Source organism: Novosphingobium sp. THN1 (assembly GCF_003454795.1).
Lineage (GTDB): Bacteria > Pseudomonadota > Alphaproteobacteria > Sphingomonadales > Sphingomonadaceae > Novosphingobium.
Map to the genome: position 1 here is coordinate 2,369,506 of NZ_CP028347.1, position 21,198 is coordinate 2,390,703.

Annotated in this window: 18 protein-coding genes and 4 pseudogenes; 13 read left to right on the forward strand and 9 right to left on the reverse strand. The window is 64.9% G+C overall.

Annotation, left to right across the window (positions count from 1 at the left end):
* Positions 1 to 239 precede the first annotated feature (239 nt).
* The 4 genes and pseudogenes from C7W88_RS11700 to C7W88_RS11715 form a co-directional block, all read right to left on the reverse strand.
* Positions 240 to 1,313 carry a PA0069 family radical SAM protein gene (locus C7W88_RS11700; RefSeq protein WP_118073662.1) on the reverse strand — a complete coding sequence of 358 codons (1,074 nt, stop codon included), beginning with the start codon at positions 1,311 to 1,313 and terminating at the stop codon, positions 240 to 242.
* A 51-nt stretch (positions 1,314 to 1,364) separates the two neighbouring features.
* Positions 1,365 to 1,891 (reverse strand): annotated as a pseudogene (gene moaB / locus C7W88_RS11705) (molybdenum cofactor biosynthesis protein B).
* Complete coding sequence (locus C7W88_RS11710; RefSeq protein WP_118073663.1) at positions 1,881 to 3,656, reverse strand: lytic transglycosylase domain-containing protein; 1,776 nt, start codon at positions 3,654 to 3,656, stop codon at positions 1,881 to 1,883. Before C7W88_RS11710 ends, moaB begins: the two are co-directional and overlap by 11 nt.
* Positions 3,653 to 4,432 (reverse strand): uracil-DNA glycosylase family protein, encoded by a 780-nt coding sequence (locus C7W88_RS11715; RefSeq protein WP_118073664.1) that lies wholly within the window; start codon positions 4,430 to 4,432, stop codon positions 3,653 to 3,655. Before C7W88_RS11715 ends, C7W88_RS11710 begins: the two co-directional genes overlap by 4 nt.
* A 110-nt stretch (positions 4,433 to 4,542) precedes the next feature.
* On the opposite strand from C7W88_RS11715, the gene C7W88_RS11720 reads away from it, so the two are divergent.
* The 9 genes and pseudogenes from C7W88_RS11720 to C7W88_RS11750 all read left to right on the forward strand — a co-directional run bounded on the left by C7W88_RS11720 (position 4,543) and on the right by C7W88_RS11750 (position 12,763).
* Entirely contained in the window at positions 4,543 to 6,192 is a 1,650-nt protein-coding gene (locus C7W88_RS11720; RefSeq protein ID WP_118073665.1) for an electron transfer flavoprotein-ubiquinone oxidoreductase, read from the forward strand.
* Between the two features lie 131 nt (positions 6,193 to 6,323).
* A complete protein-coding gene (locus C7W88_RS11725) occupies positions 6,324 to 7,127 on the forward strand; it encodes a 4-(cytidine 5'-diphospho)-2-C-methyl-D-erythritol kinase (RefSeq protein ID WP_118073666.1) in 804 nt (267 codons plus the stop codon).
* The gene (locus tag C7W88_RS11730) at positions 7,124 to 7,846 is read left to right on the forward strand and encodes an N-formylglutamate amidohydrolase (RefSeq protein ID WP_118074740.1); all 723 of its coding nucleotides are present in this window, start codon (positions 7,124 to 7,126) and stop codon (positions 7,844 to 7,846) included. The genes C7W88_RS11725 and C7W88_RS11730 overlap by 4 nt, the downstream gene beginning before the upstream one ends.
* A 122-nt stretch (positions 7,847 to 7,968) precedes the next feature.
* Positions 7,969 to 9,816: a dihydroxy-acid dehydratase gene (gene ilvD, locus C7W88_RS11735; RefSeq protein ID WP_118073667.1), complete on the forward strand. Its 1,848-nt coding sequence runs from the start codon at positions 7,969 to 7,971 to the stop codon at positions 9,814 to 9,816.
* On the forward strand, positions 9,816 to 10,172 hold the full coding sequence (locus C7W88_RS11740) for a hypothetical protein (protein WP_118073668.1): 357 nt from the start codon (positions 9,816 to 9,818) through the stop codon (positions 10,170 to 10,172). Before ilvD ends, C7W88_RS11740 begins: the two co-directional genes overlap by 1 nt.
* Positions 10,156 to 10,539 (forward strand): NAD(P)H-hydrate epimerase, encoded by a 384-nt coding sequence (locus C7W88_RS24755; protein WP_370073123.1) that lies wholly within the window; start codon positions 10,156 to 10,158, stop codon positions 10,537 to 10,539. Before C7W88_RS11740 ends, C7W88_RS24755 begins: the two co-directional genes overlap by 17 nt.
* A pseudogene (locus C7W88_RS24760) lies at positions 10,506 to 11,282 on the forward strand (bifunctional ADP-dependent NAD(P)H-hydrate dehydratase/NAD(P)H-hydrate epimerase); the annotation flags it as partial. The gene C7W88_RS24755 and the pseudogene C7W88_RS24760, both read left to right, overlap by 34 nt.
* A 124-nt stretch (positions 11,283 to 11,406) precedes the next feature.
* Complete coding sequence (locus C7W88_RS24765) at positions 11,407 to 11,562, forward strand: hypothetical protein (RefSeq protein WP_370073240.1); 156 nt, start codon at positions 11,407 to 11,409, stop codon at positions 11,560 to 11,562.
* Positions 11,559 to 12,763: pseudogene (locus tag C7W88_RS11750) on the forward strand (class I SAM-dependent RNA methyltransferase). Before C7W88_RS24765 ends, C7W88_RS11750 begins: the two are co-directional and overlap by 4 nt.
* Before the next feature lies 1 nt (position 12,764).
* Here C7W88_RS11750 and C7W88_RS11755 read toward each other — a convergent pair.
* The 3 genes and pseudogenes from C7W88_RS11755 to C7W88_RS11765 all read right to left on the reverse strand — a co-directional run bounded on the left by C7W88_RS11755 (position 12,765) and on the right by C7W88_RS11765 (position 14,713).
* Positions 12,765 to 13,199 (reverse strand): MAPEG family protein, encoded by a 435-nt coding sequence (locus C7W88_RS11755; protein ID WP_118073669.1) that lies wholly within the window; start codon positions 13,197 to 13,199, stop codon positions 12,765 to 12,767.
* A 27-nt stretch (positions 13,200 to 13,226) separates the two neighbouring features.
* Positions 13,227 to 13,657 (reverse strand): annotated as a pseudogene (locus C7W88_RS11760) (MAPEG family protein).
* A 63-nt stretch (positions 13,658 to 13,720) separates the two neighbouring features.
* Positions 13,721 to 14,713: a threonine/serine dehydratase gene (locus C7W88_RS11765; RefSeq protein ID WP_118073670.1), complete on the reverse strand. Its 993-nt coding sequence runs from the start codon at positions 14,711 to 14,713 to the stop codon at positions 13,721 to 13,723.
* Positions 14,714 to 14,803: 90 nt separating this feature from the next.
* Between C7W88_RS11765 and C7W88_RS11770 the strand changes: the two genes are divergently transcribed.
* The 4 genes from C7W88_RS11770 (at position 14,804) to C7W88_RS11785 (ending at position 19,984) form a co-directional block, all read left to right on the forward strand.
* Positions 14,804 to 16,009 carry a saccharopine dehydrogenase family protein gene (locus tag C7W88_RS11770; RefSeq protein WP_118073671.1) on the forward strand — a complete coding sequence of 402 codons (1,206 nt, stop codon included), beginning with the start codon at positions 14,804 to 14,806 and terminating at the stop codon, positions 16,007 to 16,009.
* Between the two features lie 112 nt (positions 16,010 to 16,121).
* Complete coding sequence (locus tag C7W88_RS11775; protein ID WP_118073672.1) at positions 16,122 to 17,321, forward strand: carboxynorspermidine decarboxylase; 1,200 nt, start codon at positions 16,122 to 16,124, stop codon at positions 17,319 to 17,321.
* Positions 17,322 to 17,362: 41 nt separating this feature from the next.
* Positions 17,363 to 18,589, forward strand: a complete 1,227-nt coding sequence (locus tag C7W88_RS11780) for a serine hydrolase (protein WP_118073673.1) — start codon at positions 17,363 to 17,365, stop codon at positions 18,587 to 18,589.
* Between the two features lie 171 nt (positions 18,590 to 18,760).
* Positions 18,761 to 19,984 carry a type III PLP-dependent enzyme gene (locus tag C7W88_RS11785; RefSeq protein WP_118073674.1) on the forward strand — a complete coding sequence of 408 codons (1,224 nt, stop codon included), beginning with the start codon at positions 18,761 to 18,763 and terminating at the stop codon, positions 19,982 to 19,984.
* 58 nt (positions 19,985 to 20,042) lie between these two features.
* Here the strand turns inward: C7W88_RS11785 and C7W88_RS11790 are convergent, their stop codons facing one another.
* Entirely contained in the window at positions 20,043 to 20,426 is a 384-nt protein-coding gene (locus tag C7W88_RS11790; protein ID WP_205525173.1) for a YkvA family protein, read from the reverse strand.
* Positions 20,427 to 20,463: 37 nt separating this feature from the next.
* Positions 20,464 to 21,147, reverse strand: a complete 684-nt coding sequence (locus C7W88_RS11795; RefSeq protein ID WP_118074741.1) for a nitroreductase — start codon at positions 21,145 to 21,147, stop codon at positions 20,464 to 20,466.
* Positions 21,148 to 21,198: the final 51 nt, after the last annotated feature.

The following is a 21,198-nucleotide window of genomic DNA, read 5'->3' on the forward strand; positions in this document are numbered from 1 at the left end:
GTTTTGTCAAGGTGGCTTGAGTTGGTTCACGCGGAGACGCGGAGAAGAAAAGGGAGACGCGGAGGGAAAGGGAGAAAGGGGTTTCGCGCAGAGACGCGGGGAGCGGAGCGCGCAGAGAAGAAGAAAGGTCTGGAGGCGGCTTCTCCGCGTCCCTTTTCTTCTCTGCGCCTCTGCGTGAAACAGAAAAAAATGCCCAGGCCCGGGTCAAGCCCGGGGCGGCGGGGGATTCTGACGCGGGGTCAAGGTGAGAACAGATCGAGTTGGCCGTTGGGGCTGGGCTTTCTGAACTGCGCGCAGTCGAGATCGATGTGGGCCTTGCCGATGCCGTGCTTGCGACAGGCGACGCGGAAGCGGGTGCGGATGAGGTCGGCCCAGATGCCATTCGGCTTCATGCGGGTGAAGAACTGCGCGTCGTTGTCCTTGCCGCCGCGAACCGACTGGACGATCCCCATGACTTTCGATGCGCGATCCGGGAAGTGCGTGTCGAGCCATTCGCGGAACAGCGGGGCGACTTCGTGTGGAAGGCGCAGCATGATCCAACTGGCCGACCGCACGCCACGGTCTGCGGAGGCCTCAAGGATGCCTTCCATGAACTGGTCGGTGATCGACGGAATGACCGGGGCGACCGAAACATGGGTGGGGATGCCGGCGGCAACAAGCTTTCCAAGGGCTTCCAATCGCTTGGCAGGACTGCTTGCACGCGGTTCGAGAAGGCCGGACAGGCGCGGGTCGAGGCTGGTGACCGAGATGCCGACCGCGGTCAGATTGCTGCGGGCGAGTTCGGCCAGCAGGTCCAGATCATCCAGTACGCGCGCGGACTTTGTGGTGATGGTGACCGGGTGGCGCAATTCGAGGCAGAGTTCGAGCACCTGGCGGGTGATGCGGTAACGGCTTTCGATCGGCTGGTAGGGATCGGTATTTGTGCCCATGGCAATGGGAGCGGGCATGTAGCCGGGCTTGGCCAGGGTTTCACGCAGCAGCTTTGCCGCATCGGGTTTGGCAAAGAGCTTCGTTTCGAAATCGAGGCCGGGCGAGAGATCGTGCCAGGCGTGGGTGGGCCGAGCGTAGCAGTACACGCAGCCATGCTCGCACCCCCTGTAGGCGTTTACCGAACGATCAAAGGGGATGTCGGGCGAGCGGTTGAAGGTGAGGATCGAGCGGGAATGTTCTTCGGTGACCGTCGTGCGCAGCTTGGGACCGGGACCGTCGATATCCTCGCGCGCGTCGAGCCAGTCGCCGTCAACCTCGCGCGTGGCGAGGCCGAAGCGTGTCGGGACATTTGCGGATTGTGCGCCTCTGCCATGGACTGCCATGGCAGGATTGGAACATAAGTGGAACGTAAATGCAATAGCGCTTGGAAAGACTTACTTTTCCAGGAGCCTCGGCATAAGTTCGACAAAGTTGCAGGGGCGGTTGCGGCTGTCGAGCTGTTCGTCGAGAATGCCGTCCCAGCCATCCTTCACCGCGCCGTTCGAGCCGGGCAGAGCAAAGATGTAAGTGCCGCGCGCAACCACGGCGCAGGCGCGGGACTGGATCGTGCTGGTGCCGATGGTCTTGTAGGAAAGCCAGCGGAACAGCTCGCCAAAGCCCGGGATGTCGCGGGTCTTCACGCGATCAAGCGCTTCGGGGTGACGTCGCGGCCGGTGAGGCCGGTGCCGCCGGTGATGACGACTGCATCGACCGAGCGGTCGTCGATCCAGTTGTTGAGGCGGCTGGCGATGCGGTCGGCATCGTCCTTTTCCATGGCGCGGGCGGCGAGCTTGTGGCCCTTGGCCTTGATGCGTTCGGCGAGGATATCGCCCGAGGTGTCCTCGGCCGGGCCGCGCGTGTCGGAAACAGTCAGCAGGGCAATGTTGATCGGCTTGAATTCGCGCGAAGTATCAATTGCCACGCGATGCTATCCTTATGTTTTCTGCGCCGGACAGGCCCGGGAACTTTGGCCACATGCCCTGGACGAGCCCCATGCGGCTTTCGGACGGGCCGCCCGCCTGCTTTTCGTACATCCAGTAATTGCGCATGACGATCGAGACGTAGCCGCGCGTTTCCCAGTAGGGGATCGATTCCATCCACAGCAGGGGATCGCTGCCGCCGCGGATTTCCGTGTTCCAGCGGCTGATCGGCAGGGGGCCGGCATTGTAGGCGGCCATGACCTTGGGCAGGAGGCCCTGCGTCGCATCGGAATCGCGCAACTGCTGGAGGTACTGCTGGCCGAAGGCAAGGTTGACGTCAGGCAGATCGAGCTGGCGATCGCGCCCGGCCATTGCCGGCTCTACGCGGGCCATGTCCTTGGCCGTGCCGGGGCGGACCTGCATCAGACCCTTGGCCCCGGCCGGGCTGGTGACGGCGGTGCGGAAGTTCGATTCCTGCAGCGAGTGCGCGAAGAGCAGCGCCGGATCGACCTTCCAGCCCGTGGCCGGTGTCCATTTCGGCGCAGGGAAGCGCGCGGATTCATCGGGCCGGGCGCCAGCCGGAGCATTGTAGGCCATCCACAGCTGGGTGGAGGGAAGGCCAAGGTCGCGGGCGAGGCGCGAGAGCGGGGCGTATTGCCCGGGCGCACCGATGCGGGCCTGGTGACGCAGGATTTCGTCGGCGAGGCCGTCTTCGCCGATCTCGGCCAGCTGGACGGCGGTGCGGATGTTGGGGACGTCGCGCAGCTGCTGCCAATCATTCTGCGAGAAGTCCGGAGCCACCGGCGGCGTGCTTTCGCGCATGCCCAGTGCTTCGGACGCCATCATCCCGTAAAGCGTTTCGCGGAAACGGGCGGCGTTGCGCAGCGAGGCCGAGACCTTCTCCGGCTTGCGGCAGCGCAGCCAGGCGCGGCTGGCCCAATAATGCGCGGCCGAGGCCAGCTCGTCGTTCTGGGCGGAGCCTGCGGTTTTCTCGAACGAATCGGCGGCAGCAAGGCAATCGCCGAGACGCCAGCTGGCAAGACCTGCGGTCCAGTAGGCTTCGGAAATCCAAGGACCCGAGCCTTCGGCGGCCGTCAGCGAGAGGGCGCGCGCGGTGGCGTCGTCGTTCTCGATATAGAAGGCCCAGCCGACCTTCTGGCGCCATTCGGCGCGGGCAGCGGGAGAGAGCGTGGCGTCAACGCCATCGAGCAGCACGCGCGCACCGACCGGATCGTCAAACTTGATGCGGTCCTGAATGGCAGCGGCGACACCGGCCGGCATCGTCCCGTCATCGATCGGGCGCGGCTTGATGCGCTTCGAGACGTTGGGTAGGCTGACGAGGCGCTGCGCTGCGGGCAGGGCAGGCAGTTCGGTCGCTCCGCGCTTGAGGGCAAGGCGGCCAAGCTGCTCGGCCCAGGGCAGGTCGGGTGCCTTGGTCAGCACTTCGGTGATCGGCGCGAGCTCTGCCTTGGGCGAGGTAGCGGCGAGCATGTACTGCGCGCGGGCGACGGTGTGCAGCGGTCCGTCCGTGCGCTGGGCGAACAGGGTCTGGACTTGCGTCCAATCCTCCCGCTCGATCGCGGAGAACAGGCTCTTATAGTAGGAGCGGTCGTCAGCGCTCAACAGCGAGGGGACGGCGGTGCGATCGGCGCGGCCACGGAAATAGTCGACCGCTGCGCTGTTGGCGTGAGCCGGGACAGCGGAAAGCCCAAGCGACGAGGTCGCGAGCGCGAGCAGCGTGAACGTCTTGGCGCGAGCCAGCTTCAAATCGTTTCAGTCCCCGTCCATTCGAGCCAGCGGCTCCACAGACCTGCCTTGAGGGCAGGGCGCTGCAGCATGGCTTCGAGATCCCACGCCGGCAGCGCAGGGAGTGGTGGCCCTTCTTGATTAATTGCCCGTAAACTTTGAGCCAAATTCGGCGGGTCGTGGCCGAGAAGCGCCGAAATGCCCGATGCGCCGAGTATCAGCAGCCGCTTGGGAGCCGCCAGCGCGATGTGGTGGAGCAGGACGTCGCCAAGGCCGGACTCCTTGTGGACTTGCCAATCGGCCATTGGGACATGTGCGGGAAGGGCCGAGGCGAGGTAGGTCTGTTCGCGGGCAATGCTCATTGCGGCGAGCATGGCATCGAGCAGCCGCCCTGCGCGGCCCGAGAGCAATGCGTCGCCATCGTCGGCCGAGGGCATCGGCACGAGGATCATCAAGTCCGCGCCTTGCGCACCGACCGGAGGCAGGCGCTTGAGCCCCGCCGGGGCGAGCGCAGGTTCGGCAAGCCACCATGGCGCGAAGGTTTCGAGCGTCTGCGGCCAATCGGACTTGGCACTGACCTTGGCGACCTTGGGCGAATCATCGCGCTCTGCCGCGAGTTCGCGCAGCGGCTTCATCGGGGCAGGTGGCGCGGCTTCCCTGGGCTTGCGCGCTTCGGCCAGCCAGTCCTGCGGATCATCGACGAAGGCATGGTCTACGCCCGCATCGCGCCACCAGTCGAGCGCCGCCGTAACGGCAGCATCCCAATCGTGGCTATTCGCGTTAGCGGTATCGGGCAACCTGTCTTTCCTTCCAGTCCAATTTGCGGTCTTGACCTTGCCAGTGCCCTCTTTCAAGGCACATTCGAAATTCAATCGTGCGTTTAGCAGCAGTCGGGAGATATCGAGGCATGAGCGAACGGGAATCGATGCCGTATGACGTCGTCATCGTTGGCGGGGGACCTGCGGGCCTGGCTGCCTCGATACGGCTGAAGCAGGTGAACCCGGATATCTCGGTCTGCATCCTGGAAAAGGGTTCGGAGATCGGCGCGCACATCCTTTCGGGTGCGGTGGTGGACCCGAAGGCGCTTGATGAACTGCTGCCGGAATGGCGCGAACAGGGCTGCCCGATGGCCGAAGTGCCGGTGACCGACAATTGGCACTGGGTGCTGTCGAAGACCGGCAAGATGTCTATCCCGCATTGGCCGATGCCTCCGTTCATGTCGAACGATGGCAACTATACCGGCTCGCTTGGCAACCTGTGCCGCTGGTTGTCCGAACAGGCAATGGAACTGGGCGTCGAGATCTTCCCCGGCTTCCCGGCGGCGGAGATCCTGTTCGACGAGAACGGCGCGGTGATGGGCGTCGCCACCGGCGACATGGGCATTGGCAAGGATGGCGAGAAGAAGCCCGACTACCAGCCCGGCATGGAACTCCACGCCAAGTACACGCTCTTTGCCGAGGGCGCGCGCGGACACCTGACCAAGCGGCTCAAGGCGCATTTTGACCTTGAGCGCGATTGCGAGCCGCAGGTCTATGGCATCGGCATCAAGGAACTGTGGGACATCGATCCCGAAAAGCACGTGCCGGGCCGCGTGATCCACACGCAAGGCTGGCCGCTTTCGGAATCGAATTCGTGGGGCGGCGGGTTCCTCTACCACCAGGCGAACAACCAGGTGGCATTGGGTTTCGTCACCGCGCTCGATTACGCCAACCCCTATGTGTATCCGTTCGAGGAATTCCAGCGCTGGAAGCAGCACCCGGAAATCCGCGCGATCCTCGAGGGCGGCCGCCGCGTGTCGTACGGCGCGCGTGCCATCAACGAGGGCGGATGGCAGTCGGTGCCGCGCCTGTCGTTCCCCGGTGGTGCGCTGATCGGTTGCTCGGCCGGCTTTGTGAACGTCCCGCGCATCAAGGGCAGCCACACCGCGATGAAGAGCGGGATGCTGGCGGCGGAGTCCATCGCGGCGGCAATGGCCGCGGGCCGCGAGAAGGACGACATGGTCGAATACGACAGTGCCGTCCGCGAAAGCTGGATCGCCAAGGAGCTGAAGAAGGTCCAGAACGCGCAGCCGCTGGTGGCCAAGTTCGGCGGCGAGCTGGGCACGCTGCTGGCGGGCGCGGACATGTGGCTGCGTACGATTGGCGGCTTTGGCATCTGGAAGCCGATGAAGCACCACCGCGACAGCGAGGCGACGCAGCGCGCCGATCTTTACAAGCCGATTGCGTACCCCAAGCCCGATGGCGTCATAACCTTCGACCGCCTGACCAGCGTTTCGTTCTCGTACACCAACCACGAGGAAGACCAGCCGAGCCACCTCGTGCTGAAGGACCCGACGGTGCCGACGCGGATCAACCTGCCGCTCTATGCAGGCCCCGAGCAGCGCTACTGCCCGGCAGGCGTCTACGAGTACGTCGGCGTGGAGGAAGGCAACCCGCGCCTGCAGATCAACGCCCAGAACTGCGTCCACTGCAAGACCTGCGACATCAAGGACATGACCCAGAACATCGAGTGGGTCACGCCGGAAGGTGGCGGCGGGCCGAACTATCCGAATATGTGAGGCGCAAATGCTCTCTCCCCGTTCGGGGAGAGATATGAAGGCTTGGCGGCTTGTCCGCCTAGCCGTAGTTGAGAGGGGTATGAAGCGCTGCAATCCCTCTCCCAACCCTCTCCCCTCAAGGGGAGAGGGCTATGACCCTTCGCCAGACCGCTTACGCCAAGATCAACCTTGCGCTGCACGTGCGGCGGCGCAGGGAGGATGGGTATCATGAGCTGGAGACGCTGTTTGCCTTCGTCGATGCAGGCGATGTGCTGAGCGCTTCGTCTGCGCAGGCAGATTCGCTGCGCGTGGTGGGCGAGTTTGGTGGCGCACTGGACGATCCATTCGGCAATATCGTCGCCAAGGCCCTGCATTCGCTGCCGCACGGTCCGGGCTGGGCGGTCACGCTGGAGAAAAACCTGCCGGTGGCGGCGGGGCTGGGCGGTGGTTCGGCGGATGCAGGGGCGATTTTCCGGATGGTTCGGGACAGCCATGGATTGCCGGAAGACTGGCATGCGCGGGCGGCGAAGCTGGGGGCGGACGTGCCGGCTTGCGTGGAAAGCGTGACCTGTATCGGGCGCGGGACCGGGACCGAGCTGGAGCCGATTGCCAACGATCTTGCGGGCACGCCGGTTCTGCTGGTCAATCCGCGTATTCCGCTGGCTACCGGGCCGGTGTTCAAGGCCTGGGATGGCGTTGATCGCGGGCCGATGGAGGGCGAGAACCTTCGGCAAATGGCCCTTGCTGGCCGCAATGATCTGGAAGCTCCGGCGCTGACGCTGGTGTCAGAAATTGGTGATGTGCTGGCGGCATTGGCGCGGACGGGGGCTTGGTTGACGCGCATGTCAGGATCGGGCGCGACGTGCTTTGCGCTCTACGATACGCCTGAACTGCGCGATGCGGCCAAGGCGGCAATGCCAGCCGAGTGGTGGACGTTGGCAGGGGCGTTGCGGTGAGCGAGGCCTTCGCCATCCTCGGTCAGCCGCGCTTCGGCGGCATCCTCGTGGTTTCGGACCATGCTTCCAACCACGTGCCGGACGATATTGAGCTCGGCATCGCTGCGGACCTGTTGAACCAGCATATCGCCGTGGACATCGGCGTTGCAGAGGTGGGCGCGTTCATGGCGCAGCGGCCGGGAATCGCGACGTTTCAGGGCGGGGTCAGCCGTCTGGTCTGCGATTTCAATCGCGACGAGCATCTGCCGACCGTCGTGCCGATTGCCAGCGATGGCCATGCGATCCCCGGCAATGCGCTCGATCATGCCGGCCACGAGGCGCGGCTGGCGCGGTTCTTCCGGCCCTATCACGATGCGCTGGCGAGGTTGCTGGCGGATGTGCCGCAAGCGCTGATCCTGTCGCTGCACAGCTTCACGCCGCAACTGGCGTCGAGTGACGAGCCGCGCCCATGGCATGTCGGCGTGCTCTACAACGAGGATGACCGCGCCGCGCGGATTGCCATTCCGCTGCTGGAAGCCGAGGGGCTGTGCGTCGGGGATCAGCTGCCCTATTCGGGCAGGCTGCTGAACGCGACAATGAACCGCCATGCCGAGGCGGACGGAAGGCCCTACCTGGGCATAGAGGTGCGACAAGACCTGATCAGCGATGCTAAGGGCCAAGCTGAATGGGCCGAGCGGCTGGCGCGGATTGCCAATCAGGTTGCGGTCGCAATCAGTTAGGTTTTCCGCCACTTTTGGCTGACATAGTTGTAATTAATACTTTCGACAGCGGCCGATTCCGTGGGCTAGGGAACGCTCCCAAGTCGCCCATAAAAACTGATTCCCTGTCCGGAGTTCGCACAATGCCCGCCTATCGTTCACGCACCACCACCCATGGCCGCAACATGGCGGGCGCGCGCGGACTGTGGCGCGCCACCGGCATGAAGGACGAGGATTTCGGCAAGCCGATCATCGCGGTGGTGAACTCGTTCACGCAGTTCGTGCCGGGCCACGTCCACCTCAAGGACCTGGGGCAAATGGTCGCGCGCGAGATCGAGGCCGCGGGCGGGGTTGCCAAGGAATTCAATACCATCGCGGTCGATGACGGCATCGCCATGGGCCACGACGGCATGCTCTATTCGCTGCCGAGCCGCGACCTGATTGCCGACAGCGTCGAGTACATGGTGAACGCGCACTGCGCCGATGCGATGGTGTGCATCTCGAACTGCGACAAGATCACGCCGGGCATGCTGATGGCGGCGATGCGGATCAACATTCCCGTGGTGTTCGTCTCGGGCGGGCCGATGGAAGCGGGCAAGGTGATCCTCAAGGGCAAGGAACACGCGCTCGATCTGGTCGACGCGATGGTGGCCGCAGCCGACGATACCATGACCGACGAGGAAGTGGCTGCCGTCGAGCGGTCGGCTTGCCCGACTTGTGGTTCCTGCTCTGGCATGTTCACGGCGAACTCGATGAACTGCCTGACCGAGGCGCTGGGCCTGTCGCTGCCGGGCAATGGTTCGACGCTGGCGACCCATGCCGACCGCAAGCGCCTGTTCCTTGAAGCGGGGCGCCTCGCGGTGGACCTGTGCAAGCGGTACTACGAAGAGGACGATGCCAGCGTCCTGCCGCGCTCGATCGCCAGCTTCGATGCCTTTGAGAACGCGGTGTGCCTCGACATCGCGATGGGCGGATCGACCAATACGGTGCTGCACCTGCTGGCCGCCGCGCACGAGGCGGGCGTGAACTTCACCATGTCGGACATCGACCGCCTGAGCCGCCGCGTGCCGTGCCTGTCGAAGGTCGCTCCGGCCAAGAACGACGTGCATATGGAAGACGTGCACCGCGCCGGTGGCATCTATGCGATCCTTGGCGAACTGGACCGGGCAGGGCTGATCCACACGCACTTGCCGACCGTGCACAGCCGCACGCTGGCCGAAGCGCTGGATCGCTGGGACATCAAGCGCACCACTTCGCCGAGCGTGCAGGAGTTCTTCCGCGCAGCTCCCGGTGGCGTGCCGACGCAGGTGGCGTTCAGCCAGAGCCGCCGCTGGGACGAGCTGGACCTAGACCGTGAAAGCGGCGTGATACGTTCGGCGGACCATGCCTTCAGCAAGGACGGCGGCCTTGCGGTGCTTTATGGCAATATCGCGCGCGATGGCTGCATCGTGAAGACGGCGGGCGTGGACGAGAAGATCCACAAGTTTGCAGGCCCCGCCAAGGTCTATGAGAGCCAGGATGCGGCGGTGACGGCGATCCTGACCGGGCAGGTCGTGGCGGGCGATGTGGTGGTGATCCGCTACGAAGGGCCGAAGGGCGGGCCGGGCATGCAGGAAATGCTCTATCCCACCAGCTACCTCAAGTCGAAGGGCCTTGGCGCGGCTTGCGCGCTGTTGACCGACGGGCGCTTTTCGGGCGGCACCTCGGGCCTTTCGATCGGCCATGCTTCGCCCGAAGCGGCCGAGGGTGGCGAGATCGGGCTGGTCGAGAACGGCGATGTGATCGAGATCGACATCCCCAATCGCACGATCCATCTGGCGGTGAGCGACGAGGAGCTTTCGCACCGTCGCGCAGGCCAGGACGCGAAGGGCTGGAAACCGGCGCAGGAGCGGCCGCGCCAGATTTCGACCGCGCTGAAAGCCTACGCCGCGATGACGACGAGCGCGGCGCGCGGCGCGGTGCGCGATCTCAAGCAGCTGGGCATCGATTGATGCGCCGGACGCTGCCAGCGCTGTTGATTTGCGCGGCGCTGGCGGCTTGCTCCAAAGCCGAGGAGACGCCCAAGGGCCGCGTGATCGATTGCGCGGTGGGCGGCGCGGCGAAGTTTCTGCCGGAATGCTTCGTCGAGGATTCGCGGGTTGGCGAGAAGCGCTTCCTGACGGTTCGGCACAAGGCCGGGGGCTTTCGCCGGTTCGAGATGGTGGACGACGGGCGCGGCGTGGTATCGGCCGATGGCGCCGATGAAGCGACCGCGCAGTGGTCCTCCGAAGGCGTGCTCGAAGTTTCGGTGGCGGGGGACCGCTACCGCTTTCCGGCAAGGATGAAGGATGATGCCCCGCAGCCGTGACGCCGTGCTCTCGCAGGTCCTCACCGTGGCGCAGATGCGCGCCGCCGAGGAGGCGCTAATTGCGGCGGGCACGAGCGTCGACGCGCTGATGCAATTGGCCGGGCGCGGCGCGGGCGATTGGGTGCGGCGGATCGCGGGCGGTGGTTCGGTGACCGTGCTGTGCGGACCCGGCAACAACGGCGGCGATGGCTGGGTCATCGCCGAATATCTTCGCGAACATGGCAATGCAGTGCAGGTCGTGCAGGCGCGCGAGCCGGCGACGGTTGCGGCGCGCAATGCCAGGGCCTTGTACCGGGGAGCGGTCGTTTCGGCAGATAGCGTCACCGGGGGGATGTGTTCGTCGATTGCCTGTTCGGTAGCGGGCTGACGCGGGCCTTGCCGGATGACCTTCTGGCGCTGCTGGCACGGCTCGCGGCGCTGCATCGCCATCGCATCGCCATTGATGTGCCGAGCGGGATCGAGAGCGATAGCGGGGTGGCGCTGAACGCTGGGCTGCCGCACTGGACGCTGACGGTGGCCCTGGGGGCGTGGAAGCATGCGCATTTTGCCATGCCCGCGTGTGCGGCGATGGGGGCAACCAGGCTGGTCGACATCGGCGTAGCGCAGGTGCCTGGTGCAGCGCGAGTGCTGGAGCGGCTGCGGCTGGCGTCGCCGGCGCCTGATGCGCACAAGTACAGGCGCGGGATGCTCGGGATCGTGGGTGGAGAAATGCCGGGGGCAGCCATGCTGGCGGCGACGGCAGCGCTGCGCACAGGCGCCGGGTACGTCAAGCTCGCGGCGCAGTCGGCGCCAGCGGGAGTGCCGCCCGAACTGGTTGTGACGAGCGACAGCGCGGCCCTGCTGGCTGACGCGCGGACTTCGGCGCTGCTGGTCGGCCCCGGTCTTGGACGGTCTGATGGGGCGTCGCGCTTGCTCGCCGCTGCGCTTCATGCGGGGCGGCCAACGGTCGTGGACGCTGATGCGCTGGTTCTGTTGCGACCGGCGATGCTTTCGGGCGCGCCGTGTGTGCTGACCCCGCACGAAGGCGAGATGGCGGCGCTGGAGCGGGCGTTCGGGCTTTCGGGAAAAGGCCTGCGGCGGGATCGTGCACTGGCTCTGGCCGAGGTTTCGGGCGCAGTCGTGGTGCTGAAGGGGCCGGACACGCTGATCGCTGCGCCCGGGGCGAGGTTGTCGTGGCCCGCGCGCTTCATCGTGGCTCTCGGTTGCGGGAACGGGCGATGTACTGGCCGGCACGATAGCCAGTCGGCTCGCCACGAATGGCCAAGCCTTGCGCGCGGCGGAGGAAGGCCTATGGCTCCACGGCGAAGCGGCGCGGCTGTGCGGGCCTGCGTTCACGGCCGGTGAACTGGCCCATGCCGTGCAGGCGGCTTTTAGGGAATGTCTTGAATGAGTGAGTCCGCTCTGATCGTGCGTGTTGCCGCAAAGGGGGAAGGCGCAACGGCAGATGGCAGATATGCGGCGCTGGCGGCTCCCGGCGATGTTCTGCAGGCTGATGGTTCGCTGGTCCATGGCCCGAACCACGTCGATCCACCATGCCGGCACTTTCCCACCTGCGGCGGTTGCCAGTTGCAGCACTTGTCCGAGGACGCGCTGGCCGAATACGTGCACGATCGCGTCGTCGGTGCGGCGAAGGGGCAGGCGATCGAGGATGTGGTGGCCACGGCGGCGCACATCTCGCCGCCGCGTTCGCGCCGCCGGGCGACCTTGCATGCTCAGGCCATCGGCAAGCGCGTGGTCATCGGTTTTCGCGAGCAGGGTTCGCACAAGATCGTCGATATGCGGGAGTGTCATGTGCTGGCGCCCGAACTGTTCGCACTGGTTGCGCCGCTGCGGGCGCTGCTGGAGCAATGGGGTGACCGCAAGCTGGCGGTCGATATCGAACTGGCGCTGACCGATCAGGGCGTTTCGGCGGGGCTGAAGGGCTTGAGCGCAGAGGGCCTCGCGAAGACCGAGGCACTGCTCGACTTTGCCCGGGACAACAGTCTGGCGCGGCTGACGATGGATTCGGGCTATGGGCCTGAGGGGTGTGGGAGCCGGAGCCGGTGACTGTCACGCTGGGCGGTACGCCGGTTTCGCTGCCTCCCGGCGCGTTCCTCCAGGCGACTGCCGATGGTGAGGCGGCGCTTGTGTCTGCTGCGCGCGAGTGGCTGGCCGGGGCGTCGACGGTTGCCGATCTGTTTTCAGGGCTGGGCACCTTCGCCTTTGCCCTGGCGGGTCCGAAGACCAAGGTGCTCGCAGCCGAAGCAGCGCGCGATGCGCATCTAGCCTGCCAGGCCGCGGAGCGGATTAACGGCCGGCCGGTCCACCCGCTGCACCGCGACCTTTTCCGCAATCCCTTGCGGGTAGAGGAGCTGGATCGCTTTGCGGCTGTGGTGCTCGATCCTCCGCGCGCGGGCGCGCAGGAGCAGGTGGAGCAGATCGCGCTGAGCAAGGTGGCGCGGGTGGTCTATATCAGCTGCAACCCGGCCAGCTGGGCGCGCGATGCGGTGAAGCTGATCGCGGGCGGCTACAGGCTGGCGGAACTGCGGCCGGTCGGCCAGTTCCGCTGGTCGACCCATGTGGAACTGGCCAGCCTGTTCGTGCGCGATTAGGTCAGGCGGCGAAGACGATCCTCGCGGCGTGGTAGATCAGCGCCATGAGCGCGATGCTCGACAGCGAGAACAGGATGAAGCGGACCATTACCTTGTTCACGGTCGCCTGCACCAGTGAGTGGATGACGCGCAAGGCCACATAGGCCCATGCGACGGTGGCACTGGTACCATTGCCTGCCCCCGCAACCGCAATGACCAAGCAGACGGCATAGAACAGCGTCGGCGCTTCGTGCAGGTGGTTGTAATTGTGAGCCTTCCACTGGACGCTGGCGGGCAGCAGATCGTCGAGCGTCTTGGTGGGGTCCTTGGCGAGGTTGTCGGGATCGAGCTTGGCGGCGTTCATGGCCGGAATGCGCGTGACGTACATCCACAGCCACATGACCATGGTCCACGCCATGAGTGCGACAGCCGGTTGCAGGATATGAGCAATCTTCATTGGCATTCTCCCCCTCTTTTGGTGTCTTTATCCGTGGCCCATGGTCGCTCCCAAGGCGCGCAATGCCAGGCCGATCAGGCACAGTGTTGACAGCAGGAACAGGCTGAAGCGCACGGGCACGCGGTTGACCGTGGCCTGCCAGATCGAGTGGACGATGCGTAAGGCAACGTAACCCATGCCAGCACGACATCGAGCGAAGCCGCGCCCATGATCGCAAGGATCATCACTGTCGCGTAGAACAGCGTCGGCTGTTCCATCAGGTGGGTGTAGTTATGCGCCTTCCAGTTGATCTCGTCGGGCAGGACGCCTTCGAGGTCCTGTCCGCGTCCGCCCGGTTTCGCTTTGCCGAGGCCGCCCTTCTGCTTGAGGGCTGGCAGCCGCGTTCCGGCCATCCAGAACAGCATGACAATCGACCACAGCACGAGGACCGCGGCGGGCGTGAGGATTTGCGCCTGCATTTTCAGATCTCCCCGAGAATTGCCGGGAGAGTGCGGGGTGCGAGTTAGATTGTCAAATGCAACTTATCCCTCGTGCGCAATCACTTGGGCAAAGGCCGCCGGGTCAACGTTGCCGCCCGAGAGCAGGACGGCGGTGCGGCCATCTGCCGCCACCTTGCCAGCCAGCAACGCAGCGAGGCCGGCGGCTCCGCCCGGTTCGACCACGAGCCTCAGCCTGCTGAAGGCATAGCGCTGGGCGGCGCGCACCTCGGCCTCGGTTACGCTCAATCCCCTGAGACCGCGCGCGGACATGATGGCGAAGTTGATGGGGAAGGTGGCAGGCGTCTGCAGCGCGTCGCAGGCGGTGCGAGGGGCATCGCTGGAGACGCGTTGGATCGCGCCACTGGCGAGGCTGCGGGCGACGTCGTCCCAGCCTTCGGGTTCGACGGGCACGATCTCGGCATCGGGCAGGGCAAGGGCGAGACCGGCGGCAAGGCCACCGCCACCGCATGGGGTGACGACGCGGGTCGGGCCACCGTCGGCGAAGCACTCCATCTGCGCGGCCAGTTCGATCCCGGCGCTGCCCTGGCCTTCGATCACCCAGGGATCGCCATAGGCGTGAACCAGCGTCGCGCCGCTCTGCGCCACGAGCGTGGCGGCGACGGCGTCGCGATCCTCGCCGCCGGGGCGATCATAGAGCACGACGTCTGCGCCGAGTTCGCGGGTGGCGGCGAGTTTTACCTGCGGCGCGTCGTTGGGCATCACGATCCGGGCTGCGATGCCCAGCCTGCGGGCTGCCCACGCGACGCCTTGCGCGTGGTTGCCGCTGGATACTGCAATGACTCCGCGGCTCCGCTCCTCATCGGTCAGGTCGGACAGCCGGTGCCAGGCGCCGCGGATCTTGAACGCGCCGACCGGCTGGAGGCTTTCGGCCTTGCACCACACGGTGCCGCCCGCCGGCAGTTCGAGCGGAAGCAGCGGGGTTCGTGGCAGAAGCTGCGCCATCTTCTCTGCCGCGCGGAGCACGCCTTCATGCGTTGGCTGGAGGGTTTCGACAGAAGGACTTGGGTTTGTCATGGCTCTCCTCTAAAGGGCCTTTCCATGAATGTCCTGCGCGTTCGGCCCGAGGTCTGGAACGCGGCGGGACAATTGGCATTTGGAGTTACCATGGCAAAAGTTCTCGTCATCGGCGCAGGCGGCGTCGGCTCGGTCGCGGTCCACAAGATGGCGATGAATTCGGATATCTTCACCGGCATCGCGCTGGCGAGCCGCACCAAGTCCAAGTGCGATGCGATCGCCGCTTCGGTGAAGGAGCGCACCGGCGTTACCGTCGATACCTACCAGATCGACGCCGATGACGTTGCCGCGACCACGGCGCTGATCAACGAGGTCAAGCCGGTTCTGGTGGTGAACCTTGCGCTGCCGTACCAGGACCTCAACATCATGGATGCCTGCCTTGCCGCGGGCGTCAATTACATGGATACCGCGAACTACGAGCCGATCGACGAGGCCAAGTTCGAATATTCGTGGCAGTGGGCCTATCAGGACAAGTTCAAGCAGGCGGGCCTTATGGCGCTGCTGGGTTCTGGCTTCGATCCGGGCGTGACCAGCGTCTTCGCCACATGGCTCAAAAAGCACAAGCTCGACACGATCCGCACGCTCGACATCCTCGACTGCAACGGCGGAGATCATGGCCAGCACTTTGCCACCAACTTCAACCCGGAAATCAACATCCGCGAAGTGACCGCGCCCGCGCGGCACTACCTCAACGGTGAGTGGGTAGAGACGCCGGCGCTGACCATACGCCAGCAGTTCGACTTCGAGGAAGTCGGCCCCAAGAACATGTACCTGATGTACCACGAGGAGCTCGAAAGCCTCGCGCATCACTTGCCCGAAATCGAGCGCATCCGCTTCTGGATGACCTTCGGCGATGCCTATATCACGCACCTCACCGTGCTGCAGAACGTCGGCATGACCCGGATCGACCCGGTAATCTACGAGGGCAAGGAGATCATCCCGCTGCAGTTCCTCAAGGCCGTGCTCCCGGAACCCGCCTCGCTCGGCCCCACGACCAAGGGCAAGACCAACATCGGCGACATCGCCACGGGCCTCAAGGATGGGGAGGAAAAGACCTTCTACATCTACAACATCTGCGACCACGAAGACGCCTATCGCGAGACCGGCAATCAGGCGGTCAGCTACACTACTGGCGTTCCGGCGATGATCGGCGCGGCGATGATGGTGCAGGGCATCTGGTCGGGCGCGGGCGTGTTCAACATGGAACAGTTCGATCCCGATCCCTACATGGACATGCTCAACAAGCACGGCCTGCCCTGGCAGGTGAAGGAACTGGCGGGGCCGCTGGCGTTCTGATTTTCTCTGTTGCGTCCCCGCGAAGGCGGGGACCTTCTTCGGTTTGCGCAGTGCTGGTTGGCACGAGGCCCCCGCCTTCGCGGGGGCGCATTGTTTTGAGGTGAGGCGGAGCATGGAAACCAGAGCCGGCGATCCGGGCGCGTTTGCGCAGTTTGACCTGGAGCGGGTGGACAGCCCGGCGTTCGTCGTCGACGCGGCGAAGTTGCGGGCCAATCTCGCGGTGCTCGCCGATGTGCGGGATCGGGCCGGGATCAAGGTGCTGGCAGCGCTCAAGGCGTTTTCGATGTGGAAGGTGGCGCCGATTGTTGGCGAATACCTCGATGGCGTCTGCACATCGGGCCTGTGGGAAGCCAAGCTGGCGGCCGAGCATTACTCGGGCGAGATCGCGACTTACTGCGCGGCCTACAAGGCCGAGGACATGGGCGAGATCCTGCGGCTTTCGGACCATGTTATCTTCAATTCGCCGGGGCAGCACGCGCGCTTTGGCGGGGAGATCGCTGCGGCGAAGGCTGCGGGCGAGGCGTTCGACATCGGCCTGCGGATCAATCCGCTCCACGCCGAGGGCGAAGTGCCGCGCTATGATCCTTGTGCGCCGCATTCGCGGCTGGGCTTTCCGGTGGACCAGTTGCTGCCGGAGCACCTCGAGGGTGTTTCGGGGCTGCACTTCCACACGCTGTGCGAGCAGGATTTCGAACCGCTCAAGCGCACGTGGGAGGCGCTGGAAGCGCGGATTGCGCCGTTCTTCGGGCAGCTCAAGTGGCTGAACTTCGGCGGCGGGCATCACATCACTCGTGCCGATTACCAGCGTGAGGACCTGATTGCCTTCCTGCACGAGGTGAAGGTGCGGACGGGTTGCGAAATCTACCTTGAGCCAGGCGAGGCGGTGGCGCTCGACGCGGGCATACTTGTCGGCACTGTGCTGGATACGCACTGGAACGGGATGCAGCTTGGCATCACCGACATTTCGGCGACGTGCCACATGCCCGACGTGATCGAGGCGCCCTATCGTCCGGCGATGTTGGGTGAACTGCCGATCGACGAGTACGAAGATGGCGGTGAGGGCGGTGTGCCGGTGCGCCTTGGCGGGCCTTCCTGCCTCGCGGGCGACGTGATCGGCGATTATCGGCTGCCAAATGGGGCTGGGCCGGGCGCGCGCTTCGCATTCCTCGATCAGGCGCACTATTCGATGGTCAAGACCACGACCTTCAACGGCGTGCCGCTGCCGTCGATCTGGCTGTGGGACAGCGAAAGCGATGCCCTCGAGAAGGTGAAGGGTTTCACTTACGAGGACTTCCGCGACCGCCTTTCCTGATGCATGCTGCCTGCTGACACGAATGTTGGCGGGAGAAGGCAATGGCGGGCGATCTGCTCGATGGCGTGACCAGCGATCCGGTACGCATGGGCTGGATGGAAGGCGCGCCGCCGCCTGCTGACAAGATTCTGCTCGCCTCGCGCGCGGATCACATGCGGTTTCCGATGATCCGCTGGTCCTATTCCAACATGCGCCAGTTCGTGCCTTCTCGGCGCGTGGCGGCGGGTGGTGAAGGCACGGCATTCGAGCGGGCGATTGACGAGCGGTTGGGGCAGGTCAGCTTCACGCCGCTCAATGCCGATGCGCCCGTCACGTTCGAACAGTCGCTCACCCAGGCGTTCACCGACGGCATCCTTGTCCTGCATCGCGGCAAGGTGGTGTTCGAACGCTGGTTCGGGGTGACCGAGCCGGAGACGCGGCATATCGCCTTCTCGGTTACCAAGAGCTTCGTCGGCACCGTTGCCGAGATGCTGGTGGAGGAGGGCAGGGTCGATCCGGCGGCGCTGGTGGCGGACTACTTGCCGGAATTGGCGAGCAGCGGATTTGCCGATGCGACAGTGCGCCAGGTGCTGGACATGACCACTGCCCTCGATTTCTCGGAGGACTATGCCGATCCCAATTCGGGCATCGGCGCCTACAGCGCGGCATTGGGGCTTACACCGCGCCCGACGGACTATGCAGGGCCGATCGATCTTGCCTCATACCTGCCCACGATCGGCAAGTCCGGAGAGCATGGCAAGGGCTTCACCTATCGCACGCCGAATACCGAGGTGCTGGCGTGGATGATCGCGCGGATCGAGGGCAAGCACTTTGCCGATGTGCTGTCGGAGCGAATCTGGCAGCCGCTGGGGATGCTCGGTGATGCGGACCAGATCGTGGATCAGGCAGGAACGGCCTTTGCCGGGGGCGGGCTCAACCTGCGGCTGGAGGACCTGGCGCGGTTTGGCGAGGCGATGCGGCTGGGCGGGCTGGGCGTCATTCCCGAGGCGGTGGTCGAACGGGCGACGCACGGCGGTGACCCGGCACATTTCGACCGCAATCGCTATCCGCAACTGCCCGGCTGGAGCTACGGCAGCCAGTGGTGGATCAGCAACAACAACCGCGGCTGCTTCTCCGCCCGGGGCATTCACGGACAGACTCTGTGGGTCGATCCGGCGGCGGAAATGACGGTTGCACGATTCGCTTCGCACCCGACTGCGGCCAACGGCGCCAACGATCCGCTCTCGCTTCCGGTCTGGGCTGCACTGGCCGAAGCCTTAAGTTCCTGATTTTCTGCGATCTGTCTGGATTTGTTTCATTTTCCTGACAGGACTTTGGGGCAGCGTTATTTTCACTTGAGATTCATGCGCAGGGCCTTATTTACCCCCTCTCGCTGCCCCATGGGGACTTCCAAACCGCAAGGCAGCTTCGTTCAACGTTCCGTTTGGGGGTCCCTTGAGTTGCACATCCATCCTGACGCACTGGCTGTAGTTCGCGCCTCCGCGCCTGAACAACCCGCCATTTTGAACCGTCCGCACGCCGCCGCGCGCGCTGCCCGATTCTTCGTCGAGAAGTTTCCGGGCAAGTCGCTGTACGCGGTCAAGGCGAATCCGTCAGCCGATCTGATCCGCATCCTTTGGGATTCGGGCGTCACGCATTACGACGTCGCCTCGATTGCGGAGGTGCGCCTGGTGCGGGAAACGCTGCCCGAGGCAGTGCTGTGCTTCATGCATCCGGTGAAGGCTCCGGCGGCGATCCGCGAAGCCTATCACACTTATGGCGTGCGCGTGTTCAGCCTCGATTCGATCGAGGAGCTGGAAAAGATCAAGGCGGCGACGGCCGATGCAGATGGCAACGTGCCCGAGGACCTGACGCTGTGCGTGCGTCTGCGCGTCTCGTCGGAGTATTCGGAACTCAGCCTTGCCTCGAAGTTCGGCTGCGATCTGACCAATGCCGCTGAACTGCTGCAGGCGACCCGCCAGGTGGCGGACTCGCTCGGCGTGTGCTTCCATGTCGGCAGCCAGTCGATGAGCCCGCATGCCTATGTGCAGGCGCTGGAGCGCGTGCGCGCGGCGATTGTCGACGCTTCGGTGCTCGTCGACATCATCGACGTGGGTGGGGGCTTCCCGTCGATCTATCCGGGCATGGAGCCGCCGCCGCTCGAAGATTACTTCGGCGTGATCGACCGTACCTATGAATCGCTGCCGGTATCGTACTCGGCCGAACTGTGGTGCGAGCCGGGCCGGGCGCTGTGTGCCGAGTACAACTCGATGATCGTGCGCGTCGAACGCCGCCGCGGGGCCGAGCTGTACATCAACGATGGTGCCTATGGCGCGCTGTTCGATGCGGCACACGTCGGCTGGCGCTTCCCGGTGCGCGTGCTGCGCGACGAGGTGGCCAACGACGTCGAGACCGAGATCGAGATGGAGCCGTTCAGCTTCTATGGCCCGACCTGCGACGACATGGACCACATGGAAGGTCCGTTCGAACTGCCGGTGGACATGAAGGTCGGCGATTACATCGAGATCGGCATGCTCGGCGCCTATGGCGCGGCGATGAAGACCGCGTTCAACGGCTTTGGCGCGACGGAAGTGTTCGAAGTGACTGACGAGCCGATGTCGAGCCAGTACCGTGGCGACCGCCGCGATCCGCGTGTCTCGGACAACGTGGTCTCGCTGCGCTGAATTTTCGGCCTCATTGAAGAAACAAGGAAGGCCCTGCCGCGAGGTGGGGCCTTTCTCGTCAGTGCCGCGCGATGACGGCGTGATATAGCGCAGCGATAGAAACCACCCAGAGCGCCACGATGGCGATCAGACCGACGGTGGAGCGAGGCTTGTCGACCAAGCTTGCCCGTTCGCGCAGGTCTTCCATGAGCGGTGCCGGAATCATCCTGACGGCGAGCGATATGCCGAGCGGCACGAGGATCACGTCGTCCAAGTAGCCGAGGATGGGGATGAAATCCGGGATCAGGTCAATCGGTGACAGGGCATAGGCTGCGACGATTGCGGCAACGACTTTTGCTGCCACCGGCACTCGCGGATCGCGCGCGGCGAGCCACAGGGCGACCACGTTGCGCTTGATGCGCCGGGCCCATGCCTTGAGATCCTGGAGTGCCTTGGCCGCCATCTGCACGAGGTAGGGGCGCGGCGCGCTGTTACAAGCTTCAGTCGAACCCGACGAACCGTGCCGCTTCGTCCACGCTCTTGCGGTTGCTGACGACAGCGTTGGCGGGAAAGGCGGGATCCGGCCAGCCGAGCGCGACGGCCTTCATGATCACCTGATCGTCGGGGATGCCGGCGTGCTCACGCACGACCGGAGATTGCATGATGCCCTGCGAGTTGATCACACAGCCGAGGCCGCGCGACCAGGCAGCGTTGACGAGGGCGGTGGTGACTGCGCCGCAATCGAAGGCGGTATCGTCGCTGCCCGAAAGTTCGCGGTCATAGGTGACGATCACGCAGACCGGCGCGTCGAACTGGCGGAAGCCGCGCAGCACCCAGTCCTGACGAGCGGGCGCGTCGTCGCGGGCGATGCCCATGGCGCCGAACAGTTGCTTGGCAACTTCTACCTGACGATCGCGGTGAACGCCGGCAAAGGGGCTGCCCTTGCGGAATTCGCGGCTGTCAGGCTCGCCTGCGAGGATGCGTTCGGTGTTGCCCTTGCGGATGCGTTCCAGCGGCTCGCCGGTGATGACGTGGAAGTGCCAGGGCTGCGTGTTCATCGAGGTGGGCGAGCGCATCGCCATGGTCAGAATTTCCTCGATCAGCGCGCGCGGAACCGGCTTATCCAGATAGCCGCGGATCGACCGGCGGCCGAGGACCACTTCGTCATAGGACGGAACCGACATGCACTCTCCCGACATTTAATTGATCGGTTAAGGGTAGCGCGGTGTGCGTGA

Bases quoted from the DNA above. Each gene is read 5' to 3' on its own strand.
- C7W88_RS11775 (WP_118073672.1), top strand. From the start codon at position 16,122: ATGGAAACCAGAGCCGGCGATCCGGGCGCGTTTGCGCAGTTTGACCTG.
- C7W88_RS11790 (WP_205525173.1), bottom strand. From the start codon at position 20,426: ATGGCGGCCAAGGCACTCCAGGATCTCAAGGCATGGGCCCGGCGCATC.
- C7W88_RS24755 (WP_370073123.1), top strand. From the start codon at position 10,156: ATGCCCCGCAGCCGTGACGCCGTGCTCTCGCAGGTCCTCACCGTGGCG.
- C7W88_RS11700 (WP_118073662.1), bottom strand. From the start codon at position 1,313: ATGGCAGTCCATGGCAGAGGCGCACAATCCGCAAATGTCCCGACACGC.
- C7W88_RS11755 (WP_118073669.1), bottom strand. From the start codon at position 13,199: ATGAAGATTGCTCATATCCTGCAACCGGCTGTCGCACTCATGGCGTGG.
- ilvD (WP_118073667.1), top strand. From the start codon at position 7,969: ATGCCCGCCTATCGTTCACGCACCACCACCCATGGCCGCAACATGGCG.
- C7W88_RS11740 (WP_118073668.1), top strand. From the start codon at position 9,816: ATGCGCCGGACGCTGCCAGCGCTGTTGATTTGCGCGGCGCTGGCGGCT.
- C7W88_RS11795 (WP_118074741.1), bottom strand. From the start codon at position 21,147: ATGTCGGTTCCGTCCTATGACGAAGTGGTCCTCGGCCGCCGGTCGATC.
- C7W88_RS11780 (WP_118073673.1), top strand. From the start codon at position 17,363: ATGGCGGGCGATCTGCTCGATGGCGTGACCAGCGATCCGGTACGCATG.
- C7W88_RS11765 (WP_118073670.1), bottom strand. From the start codon at position 14,713: ATGACAAACCCAAGTCCTTCTGTCGAAACCCTCCAGCCAACGCATGAA.
- C7W88_RS11770 (WP_118073671.1), top strand. From the start codon at position 14,804: ATGGCAAAAGTTCTCGTCATCGGCGCAGGCGGCGTCGGCTCGGTCGCG.
- C7W88_RS11720 (WP_118073665.1), top strand. From the start codon at position 4,543: ATGAGCGAACGGGAATCGATGCCGTATGACGTCGTCATCGTTGGCGGG.
- C7W88_RS11725 (WP_118073666.1), top strand. From the start codon at position 6,324: ATGACCCTTCGCCAGACCGCTTACGCCAAGATCAACCTTGCGCTGCAC.